This window comes from Caenispirillum bisanense (assembly GCF_039523075.1).
Taxonomy (GTDB): domain Bacteria; phylum Pseudomonadota; class Alphaproteobacteria; order Rhodospirillales; family Rhodospirillaceae; genus Caenispirillum; species Caenispirillum bisanense.
In genome coordinates, this window is the sequence record NZ_BAAAEP010000035.1 from 1 (window position 1) to 20,975 (window position 20,975).

Consider the following 20,975-nt stretch of genomic DNA (forward strand, 5'->3'; position numbering starts at 1 on the left):
GCACTCCAGCCGCCGCACCGGCGCCGCCAGCCGCACCTCCGCCCCCTGCCGGCGCCTCGGTCTCTCCGGCGCGATCAACGAGCCCGGTCACCGCGCCGTCCTGGCACTCCAGCCGCCGCACCGGCGCCGCCAGCCGCACCTCCGCCCCCTGCCAGCGCCTCGGTCTCTCCGGCGCGATCAACGAGCCCGGTCACCGCGCCGTCCTGGCACTCCAGCCGCCGCACCGGCGCCGCCAGCCGCACCTCCGCCCCCTGCCGGCGCAGCCAGTCGACCGCCGGAGCCACCAGGGCGGCGTCGAGCCCGTGCGGGAACAGCCACGGCCGGCAGGCGGCCTCGCCGCGCCCGAGGGTCTCGCGCGCCACCACCCACAAGGCACGGGCGGAGGCTTCCGCCGGCGCGGTGTTGAGCACCGCCTCCGCCACCGGGTGCCACAGCGGATCGAGCAGCGGCCCGGCCAGCGCCTCCGCCACCGTCGCCTGCGGTTCCGCCAGGGCCAGCAGCAGCAGGCCGCGCAGGTGGGCGAGGGCGCCCACCCCCGGCACCCGCCGGTCGGCCCGCGCCAGCCACCACGGCAGCGGGCCGGGGTTGGGGCGCAGGGTCCAGCCGTGGTCGCGGCGCAGGTCGTGGAAGCTGAAGCAGGCCGGCGCCACCTCGGTCACCGCCGACCAGCCGCCGGTCGTCTCCAGCAGGGCGCGGGTGGCGGCATTGGCCGCCAGCATGAGGTGGGAGCCGTTGTCGAGCCGCCGGCCGAGGATCGGGTCATCGAACGACCGGCAGCGCCCGCCGGCCGCCGGGGCCGCCTCGTGCACCGTCACCGCCAGACCGCGCCGCACCGCTTCCACGGCGCAGGCCAGCCCGGCCATGCCGGCGCCGATCACGTGCAGGCGGCGGCGGCCGGCCGTCATGCGGCGCCGAACACCTTGTGCCGCAGGGCGATGGAGACCAGTTCCAGCTTGCCGAGGGCGGGGCGCTGGTCCAGCGCCTGCCAGCCGCGCTCGCGCAGCCGGTCGAGCAGGCGGCTGTAGATGTCCATCATCATCACCGCCGGCGCGGCGGCCATCGGATCCACCTCCGGCACCATCAGCCGTGCCTCCTGGAAGCGGGCGGCGGCCATGGCGGCGACGATGTCGCAGACCCAGGGCAGCGCCTCGTGGGCCAGCACCTCGTCGGGGCTGGCAGCGACGATGCCGGCCTCCGCCAGGGTTTCGCGCGGCAGGTAGAGGCGGCCGAGGGCGGCGTCCTCGCGCAGGTCGCGCAGGATGTTGGTCAGCTGCATGGCCTCGCCCAGCACCAGGGCGAGGCAGCCGGCGGGGCGGCTGCGGTCGCCCATGATGCCGAGGGTCAGCACGCCCACGGCGCCCGCCACCCGGCGGCAATACAGCCGCAGGTCGGGCAGCAGCGGCGCCAGCATGACACCGGCGGCGTCCATTTCCATGCCGGCGATGATCTCCTCGAACTCCTCGCGCGGCAGCCGGCAGCGACGGATGGGGTCGAGCAGGGCGAGGCTGACCGGCGTGGCCGGCATGCCGGCATAAAGGGCGTCCAGCTCCCGCCGCCACGCCGCCAGCCGGCCGCGTTTTTCCGCCAGCGGGGCGGTGCCGTCGGCGATATCGTCCAGCTCGCGGCAGTAGGCGTAAAGGGCGAACATCGCCTCCCGCTGCGGTCGCGGCAGCAGGCGCATGGCCCAGTAGAACGACGATCCGGCGCGGGCGACGCCACGCGCCAGGGCCTTGCGATCGGCCGCGGCCGGAGGCGGCATGGCGGTCATGGCCTCACCCCCGCGCCGGCCGCCAGCCCCGCCAGCGCCGCCGTCAGCCAGTGGTGGCGGGCGGCCCTGACGCCTTCGGTGTGGGGGGCGGCGGCGGTCAGCCGCGCCGCCAGCCGGTGTGCCAGATGCAGCACCATGGCGCTCTGCATGGCGAGGCGGCGGTCGCCGGCCAGCACCGGCAGCGGCGCGGCGGCGGCGAGCAGGTCGCGGGTCCGCTCCAGGGCTGCCAGGATGGGGGCGCGCAGCCGCTCCGGCGCCGGGGTGCGGCCGAGGTCCGCCGGCTCCGCCATATCCTCCAGCGGCAGGTAGCGGCGGCCGAGGCGCGTCCAGTCGGCGCGCAGATCCTGCAGGTGATTGAGAACCTGCAGCGCCGCGCACAGGGCATCGGCGGGGGAATCGGCGGCGGCCGGGGCTCCGTGCAGGCGCAGCAGGAAGCGCCCGACCGGCGCGGCGCTGTGGCGGCAATAGGCCATCAGCTCGTCCCAGGTCTCGCAGGGGGTGTTGCGGGCATCGGCGCGGAAGGCCACCAGCAGGTCCGCCGCCACTGTTAGCGGCACGCCGCGATCCAGCAGCAGCGGCCGTAGGGCGGCGGCCGGCGGGGCGGCGGCGGCCGGGGCCTCGCCGCTCAGCACCGCCTCCAGGCGGTCGAGCAGGGCGAGCTTGCGGTCAGTCGGCAGGGCAGGGTCGTCGGCGATGTCGTCGGCGGTGCGGGCGAAGCGGTAATACGCAGCCACCACCGGCCGGTGGCGGGCCGCCAGCAGCAGGCCGGCGACGGGAAAGTTCTCGTCCGCCATGCCCTTGCCGGAGGTCGGCGGGGTCCAGGCTGGACTGGCGGTGTCGGTCACCGGCATGCGTGGCGGCTTTCCCTGCGAGATGGAAGGCCATATATGACACAGCAGCCGCCCGTCCGGCAAACCGCCCCTGTCGTCTGCAAGGCATTTCCCATGGCCGACCCTGCCCGTGCCGACCGTACACCGCCGCTGTCGCTGGTGGGGGAAGAGGTCCGCCGTCACGACCGCGACCGCTTCACCACCGCCCTGTTCGCGCCCGCCGACCGGCGCGAGGACCTGTTCGCCGTCTACGCCTTCAACGCCGAGGTGGCAGCCATCCGCGAGAAGGTCCACGAGCCGATGATCGGCTTCATGCGCCTGCAATGGTGGCGCGATACGCTGGCATCGGTCTACGACGGCGGCACCGTGGCGGCCGGGCATCCGGTGGCGGCGGCGCTGGCCGAGGCCATCCGCCGCCGTGACCTGCGGCCGGAGGATTTCGAGGCGGTACTGCAGGGCCGCGAGCAGGACATGGACGACGATCCGCCCGCCGACCGCGCTGCCCTGCTGGCCTACGCCCGCGCCACCGGCGGCGCGGTGCAGCGGCTGGCCGTCGGGGTGCTCACCGGCGGCGGCGCGGCGGAGAAGGGGCGGGAGGACGCAGCCGAGGCGGCGGAGGCGGTGGGGACGGCGTGGACCCTGGTCTGGCTGCTGCGCGCCGCCGCCTTCCATGCGGCGCAGAACCGGGTCTACCTGCCGCGCGCCGACCTTGCGGCCCACGGCCAGGGGCCGGAGGTGGTGACGGCCGGCGTGCCCCATGCCGCCGTCGCCGCCGTGGCCGAGCGGCTGGCAGGGGAGGCGGCGGCGCAGCTGACGGCCGCCCGCGCCCGCCGCCGCCAGGTGCCGCGCGCCGCCCTGCCGGCGCTGCTGCCGGCACTGTTGGCGGAGGGTTATTTGCGGCGGCTGCGGCGGCACCGGTGGAACGTCTTTCACCCCGAGATGGCCGCCATCGACACCCGCCCCCTTCGTTTGACGGTTGCCTCCCTGACCGGGAGATTCTGACGTCTGCCACGACTCGGCGCTTGCGGGAGGGGAGGGGAGATGTCCATACTGGCTTCCGATGTAGGGAACGAGCCATCCCTACGTCGGAAAGCGTAAGAAAAGAATGTTATGAAACAAGGCGTTGACGGGGTCTCCTTGAGAAGGTACTTTAACGATGTGGCCTGTTGGGCTACACTCGACTGTAGACCGTCGGATGTGTCCCCCGTAGCAGCAGGGAGGCGGTGATCATGGACCCCCGGAAAGCCACCGTCAGTCAGCACATGGCCGCCGTGGCCTGCGTGCTTGTCCTCAGTGTTGTCCTCCATGGCGTGCTCAACCTCGGCGGCTGGAGCCAGACCGGCGCCCAGGCCTCCATCGCCACCGATCCGGCGCTGATCCAGACCATCGACAACGTGCTCTACCTGAAGCCCGCCCTGCGCTGAAGGCGCAGCGGCCCGGCCGTCAGGCATCAGCAGAACGGGCGCCCGGCCTGGCCGCGGCGCCCGTCGTCATGTCTGCTGCCGGTCCTTAAGGAGCCGGGCTGCCGAGCGGCGAGGCCGCCAGCCATGCCTCGAAGTCGCGCATGGCGCGGCGGCTGTAGCCCAGCTTGCGCTCGCGGCCCTTGGGGATGCGGCCGCGGCTGTTGCGCTCCAGATCCTCCGGCCCCAGTTCCGGGAACAGGCCGAAGTTGACGTTCATGGGCTGGAAGGTCTCCGCCTCCGCCCCGCCGGTGATGTGGCCGAGCAGGGCGCCCATGGCGGTGGTGCGCGGCGGCAGCGGCTGGTCGAGCCCCAGCCGCTCGGCGGCGGCGAAGCGGCCGGCCACGAGGCCCATGGAGGCGCTTTCGACATAGCCCTCGCAGCCGGAAATCTGGCCGGCGAAGCGCAGCCGCGGCGCCGCCTTCAGGCGCTGGCGCTCGTCCAGCAGGCGCGGGCTGTTGAGGAAGGTGTTGCGGTGGATGCCGCCCAGGCGGGCGAACTCGGCATTCTCCAGCCCCGGGATCATGCGGAAGATGCGCGACTGCTCGCCGTACTTCAGCTTGGTCTGGAAACCGACGATGTTGTAGAGGGTGCCGAGGGCATTGTCCTGCCGCAGCTGCACCACCGCATAGGGGCGCACGCCGGGAGTGTGCGGGTTGGTCAGGCCGACCGGCTTCATGGGGCCGAAGGTGAGGGTGCGGCGGCCGCGCTCTGCCATCACCTCGATGGGCAGGCAGCCCTCGAAGTAGGGGGTGTCCTTCTCCCACTCCTTGAACTCGGTCTTCTCGGCGGCCAGCAGGGCGTCGATGAAGGCCTCGTACTCGTCGCGGCTCATGGCGCAGTTGATGTAGTCGGTGCCCGTGCCCTTGTCGTAGCGCGACTGGAACCACGCCTTGCTGAAGTCGATGGACTCCTTGTAGACGATCGGCGCGATGGCATCGAAGAAGGCGAGGCTGTCCTCGCCGGTCAGCTGGCCGATGGCCTCGGCCAGCGGCGGGCTGGTCAGCGGGCCGGTGGCGATGATGACGCTGTCCCACGCCTCCGGCGGCAGGCCGGCGACCTCGCCGCGCTCGATGGTGACCAGCGGGTGGCTGGAGAGGCGCTGCTGCACTTCTTCGGCGAAGGCGTCGCGGTCGACGGCCAGCGCGCCTCCCGCCGGCACCGCGTGCTTGTCGGCGCAGGCCAGGATGAGCGAGCCGGCGCGCCGCATCTCCCAGTGCAGCAGGCCGACCGCGTTGTAATCCGGGTCGTCGGAGCGCAGGGAGTTGGAGCACACCAGCTCCGCCAGCCGGTCGGTCTGGTGGGCGTCGGTGGGGCGATGGGGGCGCATCTCGTGCAGGATGACGGGGACGCCGGCGCTTGCCAGCTGCCATGCCGCCTCGGACCCTGCAAGGCCGCCGCCGATGATGTGGACGGGGTTCATGTCGGACATGGCGCGTCATGTAGTCGGCCGCCGCGCCCGTGTCCAGCACCGAGTTGCGGCGGTCATTGACTCGCCGGCCGCAGCGCCCATTCTATGACCGCTTCGTCATGAACCCAGCGGGAACCCTGCCACCGTGGACGCCTTCCTCGACAGCCTGTTCAACCAGCGCGAACTGCTGATCGCCGCCCTGGCCGGCGCCTTCACCATCGTCGGCATCAAGATGATCCCGCGCCTGCTGGCCGGCGTCGGCTTCATCGGCCCGCGCGAGGTCAGCCAGCGCCTGAAGGCCGGCGAGGACTGCCTGGTGCTGGACGTGCGCCAGCCCGACGAATTCCGCGACGAGCTGGGCCATGTGCCGGGGGCGCTGAACCTGCCGCTGTCGGACCTCAACCGCCGGATGGCCGAGTTGAAGCCGCAACTGGCGCCCTATGCCGATACTCCGGTCTATGTGATGTGCCGCACCGCCAGCCGCGCCGCCTCCGCCGCGCGGGTGCTGAAGGGGGCGGGGCTGAACAAGGTGCAGGTGGTGGCCGGCGGCATGGTCAAGTGGAACCGCGAGAAGCTGCCGACCACCCGCCGCTGACCCCGCCGCCGCCCCGCCCTTGCGGGTGGGTTTCGCGAAGATCATGGTTTTATCCAGGCCCGGAAAGCCTTATACAGAGGCTCGAATCCGCCTACCCACAGGAGACCGGGGCACCATGTCCAGCAAGACCTACTATGTGATCGGCGGCGAATATGCCGACAGCAGCTTCACCACGCCGGCCGCCGGGGTCACCCTGGAAAAGCACGGCCCCTTCACCGAGCGCGAGGCCCACGTCTTCTGGCGCGACATCACCGGCCGCACCGTCGACAACGCCATGGTCCGGTATGTGGTGAAGAACGAGGGCGACCTGCCCGACCAGCAGTTCTGGGTGGTGGGCGGCGAGTACAGCTCCACCGACTTCGAAGTGATCGCCGACGGCCGCAAGTTCGAGGTCTACGGCCCCTTCGGCAAGCAGCAGGCGCTGGACTTCTGGCGCGGCATCACCAGCCAGACCATCGACAGCGCGACGCACCGCTACAGCATCGTCACCGACCCGGACAAGACCCGCGAAAAGCAGGCCGAAAAGGCCTCCTGACGCCGAGGACAGTGTCTCGTTCAGGCACTGGTCGCGGAGGCAGCCGCTGAAGCTCTCCACGTAAGTGGTCCGGGGCGGCTTGCCCGGAGCGATTGGGTGCCAGTCGATCCGCCGCTCCTGCGCCCGCCGCAGGGCCGCCGCTTCGATGATAGCGTCATCCCCCGCAGCAACTCAGCGCCAGGGGCTTCGCCACGAGGCTGCGGAGGCTCATCATCTCTTTGGTCGTCGGTGGCCTCGGGTCAGGTTGGCTGTCGCAATCCGGGCCACCGCACGATCTCCGGGGGCCACCGCCGTCAGCGATGCCGCCACCTGGGGCGTGACCTACGCCAGGGAGTAGGTCATCTCAACTGCCTTTAGCTGCGGTCGGCCCAGCGTTGAAGGAAGTTCAGGTAGGCTGGCAGAGCTTTCGTATGAAGGTCGAACCGGTCCACAATTGTGGACCTCGCAGCTGCCCTAAGGTCGGCTCGGCGGGTGGGGTGGTCCAGGATGTGATCGATCCGGTCTGCGAGTCCTTCTCGATCAAAAAAATCCACCAGCAAGCCATTGCTGCCATCAGCTATCACCTCCTGTACGGGGGGCGTGGCCGAGCCGACTATCGCGCATCCCGCGCTCATGGCTTCAAGTAATGACCAGCTTAAAACAAAAGGATATGTCAGATATACATGCACTTGGCTGACCTGGAGAACCCTCAGGTAATGTTCGTATGGCAGATGACCTAAGAAATGTATTCTGTTTATGTCAACGACGTCCTTGATCTCCTGGGTTAACGCTTGCCTCCACGTCAACCCGTCAGATCGCTTGCGTCCGTAGGAGACGTCGTCGCCACCGACAAAAATTACTCTCGCGCGCGGACGGCGGTGCTGAATGATCGGTAGCGCCCGCATAAATACATGGAACCCGCGGTAAGGCTCCAGGTTTCGAACAGAAAAAGTTATAATCTCATCGTGTCGGGTGAGTCGTAGGTTCTCCCGTCCGAGGACGATACTTGCATCAGGAGACGGGAACACCTTTTTAGTGTCTATTCCCTCGTGCAGAACGGTAATTTTATCGTGCCAGATGGAGGGATGGACACTCCGTTGCCACTCTGTCGGCGCGATTCCAGCATCTGCGGCTGCCAGGCCAAGCAAATTAATGCTGTTGCGCACGCGGGATCTTAGTACGTCATCCATAGTCGGCTGGAATTCCGGGTCGAACCCCATGTCATAGCCGAGGGGGTTGTAGAAAAATTCAAAGTATCCCACTAAAGGGGTGTGAGGCCATATGTCCTTCAGAAATAAAAGTTCCCCCCACCCGTTGTGACCGATCATTATATCGGGTGAGAATCCGTTCTTCTTAAGGATAAGGCATTGGCGTGCTACCTCCTGTGCAGCCAGTACACCCTTTTCCGTGCTTAGAAGATATGGATGGGTACCCGCCGCCGGAGCCCGCCGTGGGCGGTAGACGATGCGCTCTATCCCAGGAGGCTCGGTTGCTCCACCTTGAGTTAAAAAAACAACGCGATGATTTTCTAAGGTGGAGAAATAATTAACTAAATTCTTAAACTGACCTGGGAAGTTTTGATGAACCATTAGAATGTTCATGCGATTAATCCACACGAATGCATTTGGAAACTACTTAAATATCTCTGTTAGTCGGAGGTGCGGCTGCTTGAATTGTGATTCAATTGGCGTCTCCCCAGTTGCCGATGCGGCAGAGCGTTTATAGCATATATGAGTCCTTGGGAGGAGATGCATGACCTTCCCCCTGAGGTTAGAGCATCCTTGTGTTCTGACGGAAACAGAAGAGGAAGATTTGATTCAACCTGGGGGCTGGAGTGGAATCCAGCCTAAGCACCGACTTCCTGCCGGCTTCCTGGACCACTTGAGGCCAGAAAACTCTCGGTGGCCGTGGACAACGGGCAACCGGGAGGTGACGGTGAAGGGGGCGAGCTTCCGCGAGGCGCAGATCGGGTTCATCCGGCGCCACGCCCATGAGGGGACGTCGGTCGAGTAAGCCTCCCGCGAGGCCGGCATCTTGATCCAGACCTACTACTGCCGGCGGAGGAAATGCAGGGGCCTGATGTCCTCGGAGAGAAAGCGGCTGCGTCAGCTTTGGGAGGAGAGCACCGGCCCAGGCGCATCGTCGCCGAGCTGTCTCCGGACAAGGAGATGCTTAAGGACCTCATCCGCTGAAAGCTCTGAGGGGCTGCGCGCCGGCGGGAATTGGTGGGCCGTGTGCGGACAATCTGGCAGGTGAAGGATGCGTCCGCCGGGCCTCCAGGCACTGCGGTTGACCTCCACCGCCGCTCCATCCGCGGGGCGCAGGCCGGCCTGCGCGAAAGCATCTGCGAGATTGGCGAGACGGCGGGGCCGTCCGACCTGCCGGCGTACCCACGCCCTGTAGCGCCGGGAGGGCTGGCCGGCGAACCTCATCAAGCGTGTCCGGCCTACTGGCTCCGGGGCCTGCAGTGCACTCTCCCTCAAACCGGAGGAGATTGCGGAGATCAGGTCAGCTCGACCACCATCGCGCCGTCGCATCTGCCGGTCGCCCAGAGCCAATACTGGCGCCGGCAACGGGATCGCCGCGGCGGGCGTTGGCGTGCTCGGGGCCCGCCGTCGTGCGCCGGCCGTTCCTCCGTTCATCCCTTCAGCGACAGGACAGAGCTTCATGTGGACCGTCACCGCCCGGGACGCCCAGATCCCCGCCCTCGGCTTCGGCACCTTCACCCTTGTGCCCGACGATTGCCGCCGCATGGTGCGGGCCGCCCTCGACATGGGCTATCGCCACATCGACACCGCCCAGATCTACGAGAACGAGGCGGCGGTGGGGGAGGCCCTCGCCGAAGCCGGGGTGCCGCGCCATGACCTGTGGCTGACCACCAAGGTGTGGGTCAGCGCCTTCCGCGACGGTGATCTTCAGCGCTCGGTGGACGAGAGCCTGCAGCGGCTGCGCGTCGATCATGTCGACCTGCTGCTGCTGCACTGGCCGAACCCGGAGGTCGAGCTGGCCGAGACCCTGGGCGCCATCGCCGCGGTGAAACGGGCCGGCAAGGCGCGCCACATCGGCATCTCCAACTTCACCGTGGCGCTGACCGAGCAGGCGGTGGCGCTGTCGCCGGAGCCGCTGGTGACCAATCAGGTCGAATACCACCCCTACCTGAACCAGGACCCGGTGCTGGCGGCGGCGCGGGGCCACGGCATGGCGGTCACTGCCTACAGCCCCATCGCCCAGGGCGCCATCATGGGCGACCCGGTGCTGAGGGACATCGGCGCCGCCCACGGCGGCCGCAACGAGGTGCAGGTGGCGCTGCGCTGGCTGATCCAGCAGGACGGCGTCTGCGCCATCCCCCGCACCCGCAGCGAAGACCACGCTCGCAGCAACCTCGACATCTTCGACTTCGAGCTGTCGGCCGACGAGATGGCCGCCATCAAGGCCCTGCAGCGCCCCGACGGCCGCCAGATCTCGCCCGATGGTCTGGCGCCCAAGTGGGATACCTGACGCCGGCCCGGCCGGTGTCCCAGCGGACATGAAAAAGGCCGGACCGGGGCATCCGCCCCGGTCCGGCCTTCGTCGTCGTCAGGCGGCGGTTGCCGTCAGCCCGGCGGCGGCACCTGGGTCTGCAGGGCCAGCGCGTGGAGGTCGCCGCCCATCTTGCCCTTGAGGGCGCCGTAGACCATCTGGTGCTGCTGCACGCGGCTCTTGCCCTCGAAGGCGGACGACACGACGAGGGCGGCGTAGTGGTCGCCGTCGCCGCGCAGGTCTTCGATGGTCACCTCGGCGTCAGGGAAGGCCTCCTTGATCAGCCGTTCGATTTCGCTGGCTTCCATCGCCATGTGCAGGTCCTCCGTCAGCGTGCGGCGGGCCCGGGGCGGGCCCGCCTGTCCTTCCGATCGATCCGCCCGACCGGGCGCCGCCCCTGTCAGGGCGCGCCGGCCGGTTCCACCACTTCGCCGGCCATGTAGCCGGGCATCCAGGCTTCGTTGATGCGGCGCAGCTCGGCCACCGTCGGGCCGGTCACGCCGTCCACCACCACCGCATCGCCGCCGGTGGAGCCCAGCACCCGCACGGGCACGCCGGACTCTTCCGCCTGGGCAACGATGTCGGCGACGTCGCCGTCCTTCACCGTCACGATATAGCGGCCCTGATCCTCGCCGAACAGATAGGCGTGGCGCGGACCCGGATCGGTCTTGATGTCGAAGCCGATGCCCGAGCCCATGGCCATCTCCGCCAGGGCGATGAGCAGGCCGCCGTCGGAAATGTCGTGGCAGGCGGTGACGCGGCCGGCGCCGATGAGGGCGCGGACGTAGTCGCCCACCTTGCGCTCGTGCGCCAGATCCACCGGCGGCGGGGCGCCTTCCTCGCGGCCCAGCACCTCGCGCAGGTAGAGCGACTGGGCCAGCCAGCCGCCGCCGCGCTCGCCCAGCGTCTCGCCCAGCACCACGATGACGTCGTCGGCGGCCTTGAAGGGCACCGTCGCCATGCGGTCGAGGTTGTCGATCAGGCCGATGGCGCCGATGGCCGGCGTCGGCATGATGGGCTGGCCCTGGGTCTCGTTGTAGAGCGACACGTTGCCCGACACGACCGGGAACTCGAGCGCCACGCAGGCTTCCGCCATGCCCTGGCAGGCGCCGACGAACTGGCCCATGATCACCGGCTTCTCGGGGTTGCCGAAGTTCATGTTGTCGGTGATGGCGAGCGGCCGGGCGCCGACGGCGGTCAGGTTGCGCCACGCCTCGGTCACGGCCTGACGGCCGCCTTCCACCGGGTCGGCCTCGACATAGCGGGGCGTGCAGTCGGTGGTGACGGCGAGGCCGCGGTTGCTGCCGTGCAGGCGCACCACGCCGGCATCGCCGCCGGGGCGGACGACGGTGTCGCCCATCACCATGTGGTCGTACTGTTCCCAGATCCACCGCCGGCTGGCGAGGTCGGGGCAGCCGACCAGGGTGGTGAGGGCGTCCTGCCACGGCACTTCCGGCACCTCGTTGGCGCGCAGGCCGCGGGTCTCGCGCACGATCTCGTAGGGGCGGTCGTATTCCGGCGAGGCCATGGCCAGCGGGTCGATGGGAAGGTCGCCCACCACCTCGCCGTGCCACTTCAGCACCATGCGGCCGGAGTCGGTCAGGTGGCCGATGACGGCGAAGTCCAGTTCCCACTTCTCGAAGATGCTGCGCGCCAGGTCTTCCTTGCCGGGCTTGAGCACCATGAGCATGCGCTCCTGGCTCTCCGACAGCATCAGCTCGTAGGGGGTCATGCCGGTTTCGCGCATGGGCACGCGGTCCAGCTCCAGCTCGACGCCGAGACCGCCCTTGGACGCCATCTCGAAGGACGACGAGGTCAGGCCGGCGGCGCCCATGTCCTGGATGGCGACGATGGCGTCGGTCGCCATCAGCTCCAGGCAGGCTTCGATCAGCAGCTTCTCGGTGAACGGGTCGCCGACCTGGACGGTGGGCCGCTTTTCCTCCGACTTCTCGTCGAATTCGGCCGAGGCCATGGTGGCGCCGTGGATGCCGTCGCGGCCGGTCTTGGAGCCGGCATAGACCACCGGGTTGCCGACGCCGGCGGCGGCGGAATAGAAGATCTTGTCCGCTTCGGCGATGCCCACGGTCATGGCGTTGACCAGGATGTTGCCGTTGTAGGACTTGTGGAAGTTGGTCTCGCCGCCGATGGTCGGCACGCCGACGCAGTTGCCGTAGCCGCCGATGCCGGCCACCACGCCCGCCACCAGATGGCGGGTCTTCGGATGGCTGGGGTCGCCGAAGCGCAGGGCGTTCATGTTGGCGATGGGGCGGGCGCCCATGGTGAAGACGTCGCGCAGGATGCCGCCGACGCCGGTCGCCGCACCCTGGTAGGGCTCGATGAACGACGGGTGGTTGTGGCTCTCCATCTTGAAGATGGCGGCCAGGCCCTCGCCGATGTCGACCACGCCAGCATTCTCGCCGGGGCCGCAGATCACCCACGGCGCCTTGGTCGGCAGCGTCTTCAGCCACTTCTTCGACGACTTGTAGGAGCAGTGCTCCGACCACATGACCGAGAAGATGCCAAGCTCGGTCAGGTTGGGCTCGCGGCCCATGATGTCGAGCACCAGCTTGTACTCGTCCTGCGTCAGGCCGTGCTGGGCGACGATTTCCGCAGTGATCTGGCTCACGACAGGGCCTCCAGCAGGGACTTGAACATGGGCACGCCGTCGGTGCCGCCGAGGTGGTCGTCGATCAGCCGCTCCGGGTGCGGCATCAGGCCGAGCACCGTGCGGCGGTCGTTGAACACGCCGGCGATGTTGTTGCGGCTGCCGTTGATGTTGGACGCCTCGTCGACACGGCCGTCGGGGTGGGCGTAGCGGAAGGCCACCTGGCCCTCGCCCTCGATGCGGGCGAGCGTCTGCTCGTCGGCGAAGAAGTTGCCGTCGTGGTGGGCGACCGGGTAGCGCACCACCTGGCCGCGCCGGTAGCCGCGGGTGAAGTCGCTGTCGGTGGACTCCACGGTCAGGTGGACGTCGCGGCAGATGAACTTCAGGTCGCGGTTGCGCATCAGCGCGCCCGGCAGCAGGCCGGCTTCGGTCAGGATCTGGAAGCCGTTGCAGATGCCGAGCACGCGCACGCCGGCGTCGGCGCGGGCCTTGACCTCGCGCATCACCGGCGAGTGCGCGGCCATGGCGCCGGACCGCAGGTAATCCCCATAGGAGAACCCGCCCGGAACGATGATGAGGTCGAGGTCCGGCACGGCGGTCTCGCGGTGCCACAGCATGAGGGGCTTCACGCCCATGACCCGCTCCACCGCCACCGCCACGTCGCGGTCGCAGTTGGAGCCGGGGAATACGATGACGGCGGCTTTCATGGCGTCACATCGGCCTTCGGCTGGTGGGGGAGGGGGAGGCTGGCCGGCGCCGCCGCCGGGGTGCGGGCGGCGCGGCGGCGGTGGCCGTCAGCCCTCCAGGTCGACCGTGAAGTTCTCGATCACCGTGTTGGCGAGAAGCTCGCGGCACATGCGCTCGACGGCCTCGCGGGCCTTGGCCGGGTCGGTTTCGGCCAGATCGAGTTCGATGTACTTGCCCTGGCGCACCTCCTGCACGCCATCGAAGCCCAGCGACTGGAGCGCGTGGCTGACGGCCTTGCCCTGCGGATCGAGCACACCGGGCTTGAGGGTCACGTGTACCTTGGCTTTCACGGCCTGACGTCCTTATGAAAGGGAGTGAAACAAAGGGGGCAGGAGGGCGAAGGGCCGGCGCGATCTTGCCGGCCGGCCCTTCGGTGCCTCACTGCATGGTCTCGGGACCCGCCATGTCCGACGGCCCGCTTTCGGGCAGGATACCGAGGCGGCGCGCCACTTCCTGGTAGGCGCCTTCCACGTTGCCCATGTCGCGGCGGAAGCGGTCCTTGTCCAGCTTTTCGTTGGTCTTGGCGTCCCACAGGCGGCAGTTGTCGGGGCTGATCTCGTCAGCCAGCACGATCTGCATGTCGCCGTTCTCGTGCCACAGGCGGCCGAACTCCAGCTTGAAGTCGACCAGCTTGATGCCGATGCCGAGGAACAGGCCCGAGAGGTAGTCGTTGACGCGCAGCGACAGGGCGATGATCTCGTCCAGTTCCTGGATGGTCGCCCAGCCGAAGGCCGTGATGTGCTCTTCCGAGACCATCGGGTCGTTCAGCTCGTCGTTCTTGTAATAGTATTCGACGATGGAGCGCGGCAGCGGCGTGCCCTCGGCGATGCCGAAGCGGGTGGCGATGGAGCCGGCGGCGATGTTGCGGATCACCACCTCGATGGGGACGATCTCCACTTCCCGCACCAGCTGCTCGCGCATGTTCAGGCGACGGATGAAGTGGGTCGGCACGCCGATTTCGTTCAGCCGGTTCATCAGGTATTCGCTGATGCGGTTGTTGAGCACGCCCTTGCCGGTGATCGTGCCCTTCTTCTTGTTGTTGAAGGCGGTCGCATCGTCCTTGAAGTACTGGACCAGCGTGCCCGGCTCCGGTCCTTCGAACAGAACCTTCGCCTTGCCTTCGTAAATCATTCTGCGTCGTGCCATGGCCGTCGTCCGGTGAGGCTTCCGGGAACCGGCTCCGGAAGCGGGAATGAAAGTGGGCGGGCCGGAGCAACCTCCCGCCCGCCTGGTCGTCGGTGCGGGCTGTATAGCAGGGTGGGGCGCCCCAGACAACGCCAATGGGCCGCCTCAGCCCCGCAGGGGCACCGGGCGGAAGGGCGCGGCGTCCGGCGGGCCGTCGCTGAACAGCCAGCGTGGCGGCACCTCGGCGCCGATGGCCGGCAGGGCGATCAGGCTGGACGACACGGTGCCGAATCCGCGCTCGGTCATGAAGCACATGGCGGCGGTGGGGCGCTCGTCCGCCGCGGTGTCGCCGCTGGCCAGCAGCGCCGGCCACTCGCCCCACTGGTCGTCGCCCGGCTGTGGCGCCGCGGCGGCGCGGAAGCGGGGCAGGTGGCGGGCGATGCGCGGGTCGGCGGTGTCGTTGCGGTCGAAGGCGGTGATCATGCTCACCCCTTCGGGTAGCGGCGCGGCCTTCACCTCGACGCCGTCGGAGCGCAGCCAGAAGGCATCGCGGTTGTCCGCCACCACCATGTTGAAGGGGCGGTAGGCCTGGGGATCGAGGTCGGTCAGCGCCTCCACCGCCAGGGCGGCGTCGGCATGGTCGAGCGCCTCCAGCGGCAGTTCCCCGCGCGAGCGCTTGCCCGGCGCCGGGCCGAGGGTGGAGACGCGGTTCAGTACCGCCGCCACCACGCCGGCGTCGTTGAGGCCGAGCCAGGTGCCGCCGGCCAGTTCGTCCAGCCCGGCCGTCACCTCCGGCCGGTCGGGCCAGTGGCGGGCCGGCGGGAGCCACGGGCGGTCCCGCATCTCGTCCCGGTTGGCAGCGACCACCACCGGCCACATATCAGTGGGACGGCGCAGGATCACGATGGAGCACATGAGATCAGCATCCGAAAAATTAGGTACACGTTGGGGTGGGCAGGCTGTATAAGGGGGCGGCCATTTTGCCGGCGCCGCGGTCCCCTCAAGGCCGGAGCCGCCGCCGTTCCGTCTATAGTTCAGCCATTGAGGAATTGCGTAACATGAGCGACGCCTTCAACGAACGGGAAAAGGGTTTCGAGGCGAAGTTCAGGCTGGATCAGGAACTCGAGTTCAAGATCGACGCCCGCCGGAACAAGCTGTTCGGCCTGTGGGCAGCCGAAGCCATGGGCATGGCCGGCGGCGGCGCCGAGGCCTATGCCCGTTCGGTGGTGGCAGCCGACCTGGAAGAGAAGGGCGATGACGACGTCATCCGCAAGGTCTTCCGCGATCTGCAGCAGCACGAGGTGGACATCACCGAAGGCCGCCTGCGCATCAAGCTTGAGAAGTTCCACGCCGAAGCTCGCCGTCAGATCATGTCGGAAATCGAGTCGGGCTCCGACAAGAAGTAAGGTCCAGGCTCCGCCGCCGCTGCCTCCAGGGCAACGGGCGGCCGGCATTGCAGCGGGGCGCGCCCGTCATCGGGCGGCGCCCCGTTTGCCGTCCGCCCCGGCCGCATCCGCATCGCCCTCCGCCTGCCGGCGGCGCCTGCGGCGGCGCAGGGCGGCCCGGATCTCCGCCAGCGTCACCGGGCGGAAGTCGAACACATCCACCCCCACATCCATCTGCCGCGCCATCGGCTCCAGCCGGCCGTGGCTGTGACCGTGCAGATTGAGGGCGCCGCGGCTGATGCCGTTCCAGGTGCGGAACGGGTAGTGGCAGAGCACCAGCGGCGTGTCGTCCACCGTCAGTTCGGCATAGCTCTGCACGCTGGCCCAGCCGGGCAGGGCGAGGGTGTCGGCGTCGTCGTTGTTGCCGGCCACCAGATGCTTGCGGCCGGGCAGGGCGTCCAGGATTTCCGCCCGCGCCGCCGGCGCCAGGGTGAGCGCGAAGTCGCCCAGGTGCCAGACCTCGTCGTCGGGGCCGACGGTGGCCTGCCAGCGGGCGATCATGACGGCGTTCATGGCCTTCACCGAGTCGAAGCGGCGGCCCAGCAACCCGAGGGCGCCGGCATGGCCGAAGTGCGTGTCGCTGGTGAAGAAGACGGTCATGGCCTCAGCATAACGCACGGCGACGGTGGTGGGCACCGGCGGCGGAAAACCGCGCCTTTCGTCCAGATCCGCGCCCTATCAGGCAGGCTCTCACCACGGGGAACGGGGGTGACGGCCGAAAGCGGTGCTGGTAGGGTCGAATGTCGTAAGTCCTCAGTAACCTGCGCCGGCGTATAATCCAGAAGCATAAGGCCGGATGTTAGGTTTCTCAGAGGCTTAGCTTGCAGCCTGCGCGTGTGGGGTGGGGTGTTGGCGTGGCGTAGCTCTATGACTTTGGTTCTATCCATGACTTCAGTCGGGCTAGGCGGCACGTCGTAAGAATCTAAAATTTTATCAAAATGATGGGAATGAGGGTGCCTTGAGCAACGTCAAGTCGACAGGGGCGCGGTGGGGCGGCTGGCGGCGCTTTTCCGGAATCGGAAAGGCGGTGGTGCCGCTCGCCATCGGAACCGTCTTCCTGAACCTCCTGGGCCTGGTCCTGCCGCTGTCGCTGCTGCAGGTCTATGACCGCATCATCCCCAACAGCTCCACCGGCACGCTGATGCTGCTGGTGATCGGCATCCTGGTGGCGCTGGTGCTGGAGGTGGTGCTGCGCGGCGCGCGCACCGCCATCACCGGCTGGCTGGCGGCCCGGTTCGAACATAATGCCGGCCAGGCCGCTTTCAACCGGGTGCTGGAGGCGCCGGTCCACGAGGTGGAGCGCCAGGGCGCCGGCGGCCTGCTGGAACGCATGTCCGCCATCTATGCCCTGAAGGACCACTATGCCGACCAGGGCATCGCCGTCTTCCTCGACCTGCCGTTCGTGCTGCTGTTCCTCGGCCTGATTTGGCTGCTGGGCGGCGATCTGGTGTGGGTGCCGACGGCGGTGCTGGCGCTGTTCGGCCTGGTGATGCTGTGGCACGGCCGCGCCCTGCGCCGCGCCATCAAGACCTACAACGAGGTGCGCGACCGCCGCCTCAGCTTCAACATCGAGGTGCTGTCGGGCATCCACGCCGTCAAGTCGCTGGCCATGGAAGGCCAGATGACGCAGCGCTACGTGCGCCTGCAGGAAGCGGTGGCCCGCGCCGACCACGACGTGGTGCTGCGCAATGCCTCGGCCCAGACCCTCGGCAACATGTTCTCGCAGATGGTCATGGTGGCGACGGTGGCCCTGGGCTCGGTCTACGTCGTCAACAACATGATGACGGTCGGCGGTCTTGCCGCCTGCACCCTGCTGGCCGGCCGCGCCGTGCAGCCGGTGCAGCGGGCGGTCGCCATGTGGACCCGCATGCAGACGGTGTCGCTGGCGCGCGAGCGGGCCTCGGGCCTGTTCACCCTGCCGACCCGCTCGGTGCCCAAGGCGCCGCACGTGGGCCCCATGGTCGGGGCGCTGGAGATGCGCGACGTCGGCTTCTCCTACGGCAAGGACGCGCCGCCGGTGTTCGAGGGCCTGTCGCTGACGGTGGAGCCCGGCGAGTGCATCGGCATCACCGGCACCAACGGCTGCGGCAAGTCGTCGCTGCTGCGCCTGATGGCCGGCGTCATGACCCCCACCGCCGGCGAGGTGCGCATCGACGGCGTGCCGCTGTCGCAGTGGGCGCCGGAAGCGCTGGAGCGCGGCGGCATCGGCCTGCTGCCGAGCGAGGCCTTCCTGTTCCGCGGCTCGCTGCTCGACAACCTGACCATGTTCCGCCGCGACCTGCGCGAACGGGCTCTGCAGGCGGCCAGCGACCTGGGGCTCGACGACGTGGTGGCGACCTTCCCCAACGGCTACCTCACCACCATCGCCGGCGGCGCCGCCGATGCCATGCCGCGCGGCATCCGCCAGCGCATCGCCATCGCCCGCGTGCTGGCGCTGGACCCGCAGGTGATCCTGTTCGACGAGGCCAACACCGCCATGGACGGCCCCGGCGACGAAGCCCTGCGCGCCCACCTGGAAAGCCTGAAGGGCAGCCGCACCCTCATCCTCGTCACCCTGCGGCCGTCGCTGCTCAAGCTGGCCGACCGCCGTTTCGAGATCGTCGGCAACCGCCTGGCGGCGCGGGAAGACCCGTCGCTGACCGGCCGCTTCGGCACCGGCGCGCCGTCGGTCCGCCGCTCCACCGGCGCTGAAGGAGCCGTCGCGCAATGACCGACGCCACCGCCACTCCTACCGCCGACGCGGCCGACTTCGGCGCCATCGGCTGGGGCCGCCCGCGCGAGCAGGCCGCCCTGTCCCACGATCAGGTGGTGGCCGGCCGCCTGGGCGGCTTCAAGGCCGTCACCGACCTCGCCGGCTGCCTGCTGCCGCTGCTCGACGCGCTGGGCTGGGACGGCGACCCGCGCCAGGTGTCGGAGGCGCTGCCCCACTTCGCCGACCAGCTGGACCTGACCGACTTCCTGAACGTCATGGCCAACCTGGGCTGGTCCAGCCGGTCGCTGCGCAGTTCGCTGCGCGGCATGGACCCGCGCCTTGCCCCCTGCCTGTTCCTGCCCGACCGCGGCCTTGCCAAGGTGGTGGTGCGGGTGGACGAGGCGGGGATGACGCTGTTCGACCCCAAGACGCAGGAATACCACACCGAGGCGAAGCCCCGCGGCCGCGGCCGGCTCTACGTCTTCCACCGCGAGGACGAGGATGCAGTGGCCGGCCTCGCCGCCACCTCGACGCCGAGCGCCACCTTCGTCACCGACATGGTGCGCCGCTTCCGGCCGCTGGTCATCCGCGCCCTCGGGGTCAGCCTGCTCGCCAACGTGCTGGCGCTGGGCGTGCCGCTGTTCATCATGTCGGTCTACGACAAGGTGATCGCCACCGGCTCCATGGAGCTGCTGACCAGCATGCTGATCGGCGTCGCCATCGCGCTGACCGGCGACTACCTGCTGCGGGCGCTGCGGGCGCACATGATCGCCTACATCGGCGCGCGCCTCGACCATATCCTCGGCAATGCCGTGTTCCAGCGGCTGGTGGGTCTGCCGCCGGCCTACACGGAAATGGCCAACATCAGCTCGCAGGTGGCGCGGCTGAAGGATTTCGAGGTGGTGCGCGAGTTCTTCACCGGCCCGCTCGCCACCGTCATCTTCGAGATCCCCTTCGCCCTGGTGTTCCTGCTGGTGATGGCGATCCTCGGCGGTCCGCTGGTGTTCGTGCCCATGGCCGGGGTGATCGCCTTCGTGCTGGTCGGCCTGGCCGTGCGGCCGCGCATGCGCCGCAGCGTCGCCGACGCCGGCAAGGCATCGTCGCGGCGGCAGGAGTTCCTGGTCGAGAGCTTCTCGCGCCTGCGCGACATCAACAGCACGGGCGCCCGTTCGGTGTGGGCGGAGCGCTACCGTATCCTGTCGGCCGATGCCGCCATCAAGTCCTTCAAGTCGGCCCAGGGCACGGCGCTGGCGGCCGGCCTGTCGCAGGCGATCATCGTCTGCACCGGCATCGCCACCCTCGGCTGGGGCGTGCTGCGGGTGCTGGGCGGCGACATGACGGTGGGCGGGCTGATCGCCTCCATGATGCTGGTGTGGTGGGTGCTGCGGCCGCTGCAGGCCGGCTTCTCCACCCTGTCGCAGCTGGAGCGCATGCGCGACTCCGTCGGCCAGATCAACCGCCTGATGCGCCTGGCGCCGGAGCGGCGCGAGGGCGGCCAGGCGGTGCAGAGCGCCCAGAGCGCCGTCCGCAAGGCCTGGACCGGCCGGGTGACGTTCTCCAACGTTTCCATGCGCTATGTCGCCGACAACGACCCGGCCCTGTTCGGCGTCAACCTGCAGGTGGAACCGGGGGAGATCGTCGGCATCGTCGGGCCGAACGGGTCCGGCAAGTCGACCATCCTCAAGCTGGTGCTCGGCATGTACCGGCCGCAGGCGGGCGGCGTGCGGCTGGACAACATCGACATCCGTCAGGTCGACCCCATCGAACTGCGCCGCAACATCGCCTACGTGCCGCAGCACTGCGAGCTGTTCTTCGGCACCATCGGCCAGAACCTGCGCCTCGCCGACCCGACGGCCAGCGATGCCGAACTGGACTGGGCCTGCGCCGAAGCCGGCTGCCTGGAGGACATCCAGGCGCTGCCCGAGGGCTTCAACACCCGCCTCGGCGACGGCCGCTCCGCCCACCTGCCGTCCAACCTGCGGCAGCGCCTGTCGCTGGCCCGCGCCTACCTGAAGCGGGCGCCGGTGATGCTGTTCGACGAGCCGGCCAACGGCCTCGACTTCATCGGCGACCAGCAGTTCATGAAGGTGCTGGAGCGCATTCGCGGCAAGTCCACCGTCTTCCTGGTCACCCACCGCCCCAGCCACCTTCGCCTGTGTGACAAGGTGATCGTGATGCACCAGGGGCAGATCCGCATGATGGGGCCCGCCAAGCAGGTGCTTGAGCGGCTGCCCGCCGGCATTTTCTGAGGTCGCGAGACGATC

At 69.0% G+C, this 20,975-nt stretch carries 20 protein-coding genes and 1 pseudogene; 8 read left to right on the top strand and 13 right to left on the bottom strand.

What is annotated here, in order from left to right:
* Nucleotides 1-74: 74 nt before the first annotated feature.
* The 3 genes from ABD056_RS15190 to ABD056_RS15200 are packed head-to-tail and all read right to left on the bottom strand — an operon-like array spanning nucleotide 75 to nucleotide 2,619.
* The gene (locus tag ABD056_RS15190; RefSeq protein ID WP_343867950.1) at nucleotides 75-905 is read right to left on the bottom strand and encodes an FAD-dependent oxidoreductase; all 831 of its coding nucleotides are present in this window, start codon (nucleotides 903-905) and stop codon (nucleotides 75-77) included.
* Complete coding sequence (gene hpnD, locus ABD056_RS15195) at nucleotides 902-1,768, bottom strand: presqualene diphosphate synthase HpnD (RefSeq protein ID WP_343867951.1); 867 nt, start codon at nucleotides 1,766-1,768, stop codon at nucleotides 902-904. The genes ABD056_RS15190 and hpnD overlap by 4 nt, the downstream gene beginning before the upstream one ends.
* The gene (locus tag ABD056_RS15200; RefSeq protein ID WP_343867953.1) at nucleotides 1,765-2,619 is read right to left on the bottom strand and encodes a squalene/phytoene synthase family protein; all 855 of its coding nucleotides are present in this window, start codon (nucleotides 2,617-2,619) and stop codon (nucleotides 1,765-1,767) included. The genes hpnD and ABD056_RS15200 overlap by 4 nt, the downstream gene beginning before the upstream one ends.
* A 93-nt stretch (nucleotides 2,620-2,712) precedes the next feature.
* Between ABD056_RS15200 and ABD056_RS15205 the strand changes: the two genes are divergently transcribed.
* Entirely contained in the window at nucleotides 2,713-3,600 is an 888-nt protein-coding gene (locus tag ABD056_RS15205; protein ID WP_343867955.1) for a squalene/phytoene synthase family protein, read from the top strand.
* Nucleotides 3,601-3,827: 227 nt separating this feature from the next.
* Entirely contained in the window at nucleotides 3,828-4,022 is a 195-nt protein-coding gene (locus ABD056_RS15210) for a hypothetical protein (RefSeq protein ID WP_343867957.1), read from the top strand.
* A gap of 85 nt (nucleotides 4,023-4,107) precedes the next feature.
* Here ABD056_RS15210 and trmFO read toward each other — a convergent pair whose 3' ends face one another.
* Nucleotides 4,108-5,490, bottom strand: a complete 1,383-nt coding sequence (trmFO, locus tag ABD056_RS15215) for a methylenetetrahydrofolate--tRNA-(uracil(54)-C(5))-methyltransferase (FADH(2)-oxidizing) TrmFO (protein WP_343867958.1) — start codon at nucleotides 5,488-5,490, stop codon at nucleotides 4,108-4,110.
* Nucleotides 5,491-5,614: 124 nt separating this feature from the next.
* Between trmFO and ABD056_RS15220 the strand changes: the two genes are divergently transcribed.
* Nucleotides 5,615-6,064, top strand: a complete 450-nt coding sequence (locus ABD056_RS15220) for a rhodanese-like domain-containing protein (RefSeq protein WP_343867960.1) — start codon at nucleotides 5,615-5,617, stop codon at nucleotides 6,062-6,064.
* Nucleotides 6,065-6,179: 115 nt separating this feature from the next.
* A complete protein-coding gene (locus ABD056_RS15225; RefSeq protein WP_343867962.1) occupies nucleotides 6,180-6,599 on the top strand; it encodes a DUF4170 domain-containing protein in 420 nt (139 codons plus the stop codon).
* Nucleotides 6,600-6,608: 9 nt separating this feature from the next.
* Here ABD056_RS15225 and ABD056_RS15230 read toward each other — a convergent pair.
* Both ABD056_RS15230 and ABD056_RS15235 read right to left on the bottom strand, forming a co-directional pair.
* Nucleotides 6,609-6,737: pseudogene (locus ABD056_RS15230) on the bottom strand (integrase core domain-containing protein); the annotation flags it as partial.
* A gap of 215 nt (nucleotides 6,738-6,952) precedes the next feature.
* Nucleotides 6,953-8,179: a glycosyltransferase family 4 protein gene (locus tag ABD056_RS15235; RefSeq protein ID WP_343867964.1), complete on the bottom strand. Its 1,227-nt coding sequence runs from the start codon at nucleotides 8,177-8,179 to the stop codon at nucleotides 6,953-6,955.
* 1,066 nt (nucleotides 8,180-9,245) lie between these two features.
* Here ABD056_RS15235 and ABD056_RS15240 point away from each other — a divergent pair.
* Complete coding sequence (locus ABD056_RS15240; protein WP_343867966.1) at nucleotides 9,246-10,076, top strand: aldo/keto reductase; 831 nt, start codon at nucleotides 9,246-9,248, stop codon at nucleotides 10,074-10,076.
* 95 nt (nucleotides 10,077-10,171) lie between these two features.
* Here the strand turns inward: ABD056_RS15240 and ABD056_RS15245 are convergent, their stop codons facing one another.
* The 6 genes from ABD056_RS15245 to ABD056_RS15270 all read right to left on the bottom strand — a co-directional run bounded on the left by ABD056_RS15245 (nucleotide 10,172) and on the right by ABD056_RS15270 (nucleotide 15,489).
* Nucleotides 10,172-10,411 (bottom strand): BolA family protein, encoded by a 240-nt coding sequence (locus ABD056_RS15245; protein ID WP_343867967.1) that lies wholly within the window; start codon nucleotides 10,409-10,411, stop codon nucleotides 10,172-10,174.
* Nucleotides 10,412-10,497: 86 nt separating this feature from the next.
* Nucleotides 10,498-12,723, bottom strand: coding sequence for a phosphoribosylformylglycinamidine synthase subunit PurL (gene purL / locus ABD056_RS15250; protein WP_343867968.1), 2,226 nt, complete (start codon nucleotides 12,721-12,723; stop codon nucleotides 10,498-10,500).
* On the bottom strand, nucleotides 12,720-13,409 hold the full coding sequence (gene purQ, locus ABD056_RS15255) for a phosphoribosylformylglycinamidine synthase subunit PurQ (RefSeq protein WP_343867969.1): 690 nt from the start codon (nucleotides 13,407-13,409) through the stop codon (nucleotides 12,720-12,722). The genes purL and purQ overlap by 4 nt, the downstream gene beginning before the upstream one ends.
* Nucleotides 13,410-13,496: 87 nt before the next feature.
* Entirely contained in the window at nucleotides 13,497-13,739 is a 243-nt protein-coding gene (purS, locus tag ABD056_RS15260; RefSeq protein WP_343867971.1) for a phosphoribosylformylglycinamidine synthase subunit PurS, read from the bottom strand.
* Nucleotides 13,740-13,827: 88 nt separating this feature from the next.
* A complete protein-coding gene (purC, locus tag ABD056_RS15265) occupies nucleotides 13,828-14,595 on the bottom strand; it encodes a phosphoribosylaminoimidazolesuccinocarboxamide synthase (protein WP_343867973.1) in 768 nt (255 codons plus the stop codon).
* Between the two features lie 144 nt (nucleotides 14,596-14,739).
* The gene (locus ABD056_RS15270; protein ID WP_343867975.1) at nucleotides 14,740-15,489 is read right to left on the bottom strand and encodes an NRDE family protein; all 750 of its coding nucleotides are present in this window, start codon (nucleotides 15,487-15,489) and stop codon (nucleotides 14,740-14,742) included.
* Between the two features lie 143 nt (nucleotides 15,490-15,632).
* On the opposite strand from ABD056_RS15270, the gene ABD056_RS15275 reads away from it, so the two are divergent.
* Entirely contained in the window at nucleotides 15,633-15,980 is a 348-nt protein-coding gene (locus ABD056_RS15275) for a DUF1476 domain-containing protein (RefSeq protein WP_343867976.1), read from the top strand.
* Between the two features lie 66 nt (nucleotides 15,981-16,046).
* Here ABD056_RS15275 and ABD056_RS15280 read toward each other — a convergent pair whose 3' ends face one another.
* The gene (locus tag ABD056_RS15280; RefSeq protein WP_343867978.1) at nucleotides 16,047-16,619 is read right to left on the bottom strand and encodes a metallophosphoesterase family protein; all 573 of its coding nucleotides are present in this window, start codon (nucleotides 16,617-16,619) and stop codon (nucleotides 16,047-16,049) included.
* Nucleotides 16,620-16,977: 358 nt separating this feature from the next.
* Here ABD056_RS15280 and ABD056_RS15285 point away from each other — a divergent pair, with 358 nt between their 5' ends.
* Nucleotides 16,978-18,729, top strand: a complete 1,752-nt coding sequence (locus tag ABD056_RS15285) for a peptidase domain-containing ABC transporter (protein ID WP_343867980.1) — start codon at nucleotides 16,978-16,980, stop codon at nucleotides 18,727-18,729.
* On the top strand, nucleotides 18,726-20,960 hold the full coding sequence (locus ABD056_RS15290; protein ID WP_343867981.1) for a peptidase domain-containing ABC transporter: 2,235 nt from the start codon (nucleotides 18,726-18,728) through the stop codon (nucleotides 20,958-20,960). The genes ABD056_RS15285 and ABD056_RS15290 overlap by 4 nt, the downstream gene beginning before the upstream one ends.
* The last annotated feature ends 15 nt before the right edge of the window (nucleotides 20,961-20,975 follow it).